Source organism: Ilyobacter sp. (genome assembly GCF_041583315.1).
GTDB lineage: Bacteria > Fusobacteriota > Fusobacteriia > Fusobacteriales > Fusobacteriaceae > Ilyobacter.
Map to the genome: position 1 here is coordinate 1 of NZ_JBFHGC010000118.1, position 6,066 is coordinate 6,066.

Below are 6,066 nucleotides of genomic sequence, written 5' to 3' on the forward strand. Positions count from 1 at the left end.
AGGCACTTCAAGACCTGTAGAAGATTTTAAAGACTCTGAGGATTTTAAAAAGCATTTAAATATTCTAATCTTTAAGTGGCATTGATAAAATCAGCGTTAAGAATGACCGAAGTAAAATCCTTAGAAAAAATCGACTGTTTGAACGAAGTGAGTTTCGAGTTTTTCTTGGATTTTCAAGGTCATTTAGCTGATTTTTCACAGCCTTGACCTTTTGGTTACTTTTCTGTCAAGAGAAAAGTAACAGACTTCTGTGTAAATTCAGTAATTTATATTAATCTGAAACTTGAGTAAAAAAGATAGAGGTGTTATAATAAATGTATAATTATTGAATGCGGAGGTGCTTCATATGACAAAAGAAGAATTTTTAAAATCCATAAATATTACAGAGGAAGCTTTAAAAGCTCAAGGAAAAGAGGTTGTCAGGTTTGATGACGGCGATCCTGAGTGCGTTGGGTGGGAAATCAGATATATAGACAAAGAGAACATAGAGATTATACTAGGATGCAAATGCAGCGATACAGGGAGTATTCATACTAAATTATAAAAAAAGTCTGGAATTTTTCCAGATTTTTTTATTGGATAATATTTTGGAAAGGGAATATATTTTTGATCTTTTGTAAAAAGTATGAAAAAATACTCTGATTCTTGTTATAGTTATCGTCGAGACCTTGTTATTAGTGGAATAATAAAATATAATTAAGTGTATTTTAAATTTTTTAATCTGAATTTTGTGATTGAATATTTTTACTTATAGAGGGGTGCTTTTGTGAAAAAAGGAATAATTATTTTAGTGGTGGTCCTGTCAGGACTATTTTTATGTAATGAGATAGAGGATAGAAACAGAATAAGTATAGGGGTCGTGAGCACATTGTCTGGAGAGGAATCCAGCCTTGGTATATCAATGCTAAACGGGATAGTCATGGCTGCAGAGGAGTTTAACAGAGATAAAAAGTTTTACCAAAAGAAAGTAAGACTCATAATAAAAGATGATAAAAATGACCCTGAAGAAGCAAAAAAAGCTGCGACAGAACTCATAGATGGAGGAGTGGTAGCCATACTTGGACCTGCACTATCTGAGGCCGGGATAGCCGTCAGTGAAGTAGGTAATGAGAGAAAAAAACTGATAATAAGCTCTACAGTGGGAACCACAAAACTTTCTGGGAAGGACGACTACTTCATAAGAATCAGTCCCTCTGTAAATAAGAATGCGACCTCTCTGGCAGAGATATCCAAGAATTACTTTGAGATGAAAAAAATACTTCTTATTTATAATAAGAAAAACTCAGCTTATACAGCGTCCTTCAAGGATGAATACATAGAGAGCTTTACAGAAGACTCAGATAATGAAAATTCCGTCTATGTAAAAACCACATCTGACAGAGTAAAATCATATTTTTATGGCATGAAGGATGAGATAGACGGAGTAGTGATAATAGCAAATCCAATAGATACAGCTGAGATAACACAGGATATAAAAAAGATAAAGGAAGATATGCAGATACTGGCTTCTGACTGGGCATTTCATCAGAATTTTATAACCTACGGCGGAAAATACTCAGAGGGAGTATTCGTGGCCCTTTATTATGATGATGCTTATTTTGGAAAAGACGGTATCTATTTGGATGAAAGATTTAAAAATTTTAAGACGAAATATACAGAGAAGTTTAGGGAAGCCCCAAATAATGGCTCTCTTTACGGGTATGAAAGTCTGAACATTCTGGCCCATGCAGTAGAAAAAGTCGGGCCCTACAGCAGTGAGGACCTAAAAAGAGAGGTTCTTTCACCTGAATCAGAAAAGTATTTTTTACAGCCTGGAAAGTTTGATAAATACGGAGAAGCTGAAAGAGACCTTTTTATATTTCAGGTAAAAAATAAAAAATTTCAAAAGGTAGAGTTAAAACAGAATTTTAGAAAAGAATAACTGTCTGAAAATTCTGAAATTAAAATCTGAAACTAAGGATGGATTAAAATGAAGAAAACAGGCTTGAAGGAGTTTTTATTTTACAGAATAGTTCTCATGGTGATTCTTCCCATGTTTATAATAAGCTGTACATCTATAATAATATCCATTAACAGTATAAAAGAGAGAGTGGATAGAAGAAACAGTGCAGTGATAAATATTGTAAACCACTTTGTTTCCCACTATGAAGATGGGATAAAACAGATAGGAGAAGTTTTTTCAAAGGGGCTTATAAATGATTCACAAAAAAATAATTATCTGAGTACTTCGGAAAAAAATTATAAACTTTTCAAAAGAATTCAAGTTTTGGATCTGGAAGGAATAGTGATGTATTCCTCTGAAGGAACTGAAAGTACAGGTTATGATATGTCTAACTTTGAATTTGTAGAAAAAGCCCTAGAGGGAGAGGAATACTGCTGGTCAGAAGTAATGATTTCTCCATTAGACGGGACTTATGAGATTATGCTTTCAAAAAGATTCGGAGGGAATATTTTTGTATGCTACTTAAATATCGAAGAACTGAATATTGTTTTGAAAGAAAGTATAAAAAATACAGGAAGTAAAATGGCGGTTTTGGACAGAAGCGGAAATATAATTTTTTATGATATAGAGGATATGGACTCTGAGAGGAAAAGTGAGATTAAATATAAATACATATCCTCAGTTGAAAATAAAAATTCAGATGAATCAGAGTATATAATAGGAGGCAGCAGATCTGACAGAATAGAAAACTACGGAAAGATTGAAAAAACAGGATGGAATCTCATAATAGTAGAAGATGCAGGTAGAAGTTTTGTTTTTATGTGGGATTTTTATAAGCAGATAGTTTTTGGTATCGGGCTGTTTACCTTAATGATAATCTATATCTCTTACTCTGCACTGAACAAGCTTTTAAAAGACATGAATAAATTGAGACTTATCTCTGAAAAAGTATCTGCCGGAGAGATGCCTGAAATGTTGAATTATGAAATATCCGAAACACAAGAGCTGGCAGGAAAATTCCGGCTCATGGGAAGAGTGGTTTTAGAAAGGGAGAAAAATATCAATGAAAAAGCTGTTTTCCTGCAGAACCTCATAGATGCCATACCAAATCCTGTTTTTTATAAGGATAAGAATCATTTGTATCTGGGAGTTAACGAGGCCTTTGCAGATTATATAGGGGTGAAAAAAGAAGAGATATCAGGAAAGACGGTATATGATGTGGCACCTGAAGACAAGGCTGAGATATATAGAGAAGCAGACGACAAAATACTGGAAAAAGGGGAGACGCAGATATACCAGTCAAAGGTATTTAATAAAGACGGGGAAATAAGAGATGTAAAATTTTATAAATCCATATTCAGAGATTCAAAGGGCGAGAAGATGGGGATTATAGGGGTTATACTAGATATCACCAATCTCAAAGAAGCAGTGAGAATGGCTGAAAAAAAAGAGAGACTTTTGGAAAGTCTTTTGGACACAGTCCCTCTTCCTATCTTTTATCAAGACAAAGAGGGTAAATTTATAAACTGCAACAGAGCCTTTGGAGAGGTAGTAGGGAAGAAAAGAGAGGATATAACTGGAAAATGTTATTGTGAAGTTTGGGAAAAAAAATTTACAGAGTACTCCAGAATAAAAGATGCAGAACTTCTTAAAAATAAAATACCTCAGAAATTTGAATATAAGATAAGAGACAAAAACGGAGAATCCAGAATTTTAATCTTTGACAAAACTATTTTTTATAATGAGGACGGAGCAGTAGGTGGAGTTATAGGGGCCATAACAGACATAACAGACATAAGAAGAATGCAGGATGAGCTGAAAACCCTCTCTCTAAAAGACAGTCTGACAGGGATTTACAACAGACGTGGATTTGAAGAGATGTCCACCAGAATCTGGAAGGAGTCTTCGAGAAATAAAAACAGTGTTTCTATTATTATGCTGGATATAGATAAATTTAAGTTATATAATGATCACTACGGGCACCAGGCAGGAGATGAGTGTCTGAGACAGATTGCTGAAAAACTGGAAAAATCCTGTAAGAGACCTTCAGATATTGTGGCACGTTACGGAGGGGAAGAGTTTATAATATTCCTCCCGGATACAGATATAGAGGGAGCCAGAACTGTGGCAGAAAATATAAAGAAAAATATCCAGGACATGGGTATAGAACATGTGGAGTCCAAACACGGAGGCAGGGTGACTGTCAGCCTAGGGATAGCATCTACCATGCCGGAAGATGAAGATGAAATGGAAAATCTGATAGGGACTGCAGATAAAATGCTCTATCAGGCAAAAGAGCGAGGAAGAAACAGAGTAGAGGGATAAAAAAAGGCACCCGGAATCTGTAGGGTGCCTTTTCTAAAGTCTATTTTCGAATTTTTACTAAAAGTTATGAAATTTGGTGGAAGACAAAGATAAAATTAAACTTATATTTAGGAGGAAGCAGATGATAATCGGCCTGACTGGGGGGATAGCCTCAGGAAAAAGTACAGTATCTAAAATATTGAGTGAGATGGGTATAAGAGTTGTGGATGCTGATCTGATTGCCAGAGAAGTCATGGATTCAAAAGATGTAGTTGATAAAATTGTAGAGGAATTTGGGGAAGAGATACTAAATAAAAACGGGAAACTGGACAGGACAAAACTGAGAGAAATAGCTTTTTCCTCAAAGGAAAGAGTGAAGTTACTAAACTCCATAGTCCATCCATCTGTAATATCAAGATTTGAAGATGAGAAAAAAAAATCTATGATAACTGGAGAGATGCTAGTTTTTGATATACCCCTTCTCTATGAAGCGAAGATGGAAAATCTCTGTAACAGGGTAATAGTGGTGTATGTGGACAGGGAGACCCAGATAAAAAGAGTAATGGAAAGAGACGGAAGCAGCAGAGAGAATGCAGAAAATATAATAGAAAATCAGATGCCCCTGTCAGAAAAACTGGCAAGGTCAGATATAAAAATAAAAAATGACGGAACCATCGATGAACTAGAGGAAAAAATAAGGGATATTTTTTCAAAAATAGAAATGGAAAAATTTTAATAAAAAAGAAGCTGACAAATCAAGTTTAATTTCAATGCAAAAGATAGTAATATTTTAGTTAAGTATAAGTTACCATAGTTTTGCAAAATCAAATCCCCTGTGATATAATCAAGGGTATGTTATATTCGGATACAGAGGAGAAGAGAAGTTATGAACATAGTGGCTCCAGCAGGAAATATGGAGAGATTTTATGCCGCTGTAAAGGCAGGGGCTGATGAAATATATATGGGGATCAAAGGGTTCGGAGCCAGGAGAAATGCTGAAAATTTCACTCTCAGTGAATATATGGAGGCTATGGATTATGCCCACGAAAGAGGCACAAAGGTTTTTCTTACCCTAAATACTGTAATGAGAGATAAGGAGATAGAAGCCCTTTATGAAAATCTAAAGGCTCTCTATGAACGGGGACTAGATGCAGTAATCGTTCAGGATCTCGGACTATTTAGATTTATTAAAGATAATTTTCCAGACATAGATATACACGGAAGCACCCAGATGACTGTATCCAACCATGTAGAGGCGGACTATCTGAAAAAAATCGGTTTTTCCAGGGTTGTTTTGGCCAGAGAGCTTTCTTTTGAAGAGATAAGGTCAGTGAAGGAGAATACAGATATAGAACTGGAAATATTTGTTTCAGGTGCCCTGTGCATCTCCTACTCCGGGAACTGCTACCTAAGCAGCTTCATAGGAGGAAGAAGCGGGAACAGAGGGCTCTGTGCCCAGCCGTGCAGGAAAGAGTACGAAACTTCTCAGGGAGACAGGGGATATTTTCTGAGTCCTAAGGATCAGCTCATGGGAGAGGAAGAGATAAAAAAATTAAAAGATATAGGTGTGAAATCCATAAAATTAGAGGGAAGGATGAAGAGCCCTCAGTATGTATTTGAAACCGTAGCTTACTATAAAAGTCTTATAGACGGGATTTATTTAAAGGAGAGAACTTCAGACCTCTTTAACAGGGGATATTCCAAGGGATATTTCTACGGAGACAGGGAAAATATAATAAATTCCAGATATTCTTCTGATTTTGGGAAATGCATAGGAAGTATAGAGGGAAAAGAGATAAAGATAAGCGAGGAACTGATAC

5 protein-coding genes are annotated in these 6,066 nt (G+C 35.6%); all 5 read left to right on the top strand.

Going from position 1 to position 6,066, the window contains the following annotated elements; translation table 11 throughout:
* The first annotated feature begins 346 nt into the window (after positions 1-346).
* Entirely contained in the window at positions 347-544 is a 198-nt protein-coding gene (locus tag ABZA26_RS05585; RefSeq protein WP_372713530.1) for a hypothetical protein, read from the top strand.
* A 222-nt stretch (positions 545-766) separates the two neighbouring features.
* Positions 767-1,921, top strand: a complete 1,155-nt coding sequence (locus tag ABZA26_RS05590; RefSeq protein ID WP_372713531.1) for an ABC transporter substrate-binding protein — start codon at positions 767-769, stop codon at positions 1,919-1,921.
* A gap of 48 nt (positions 1,922-1,969) precedes the next feature.
* Entirely contained in the window at positions 1,970-4,267 is a 2,298-nt protein-coding gene (locus ABZA26_RS05595; protein ID WP_372713532.1) for a GGDEF domain-containing protein, read from the top strand.
* Between the two features lie 121 nt (positions 4,268-4,388).
* Positions 4,389-4,982, top strand: a complete 594-nt coding sequence (coaE, locus tag ABZA26_RS05600; RefSeq protein ID WP_372713533.1) for a dephospho-CoA kinase — start codon at positions 4,389-4,391, stop codon at positions 4,980-4,982.
* Positions 4,983-5,132: 150 nt separating this feature from the next.
* Positions 5,133-6,066: peptidase U32 family protein (locus ABZA26_RS05605; RefSeq protein ID WP_372713534.1), on the top strand; the 934-nt coding region annotated here is incomplete at its 3' end.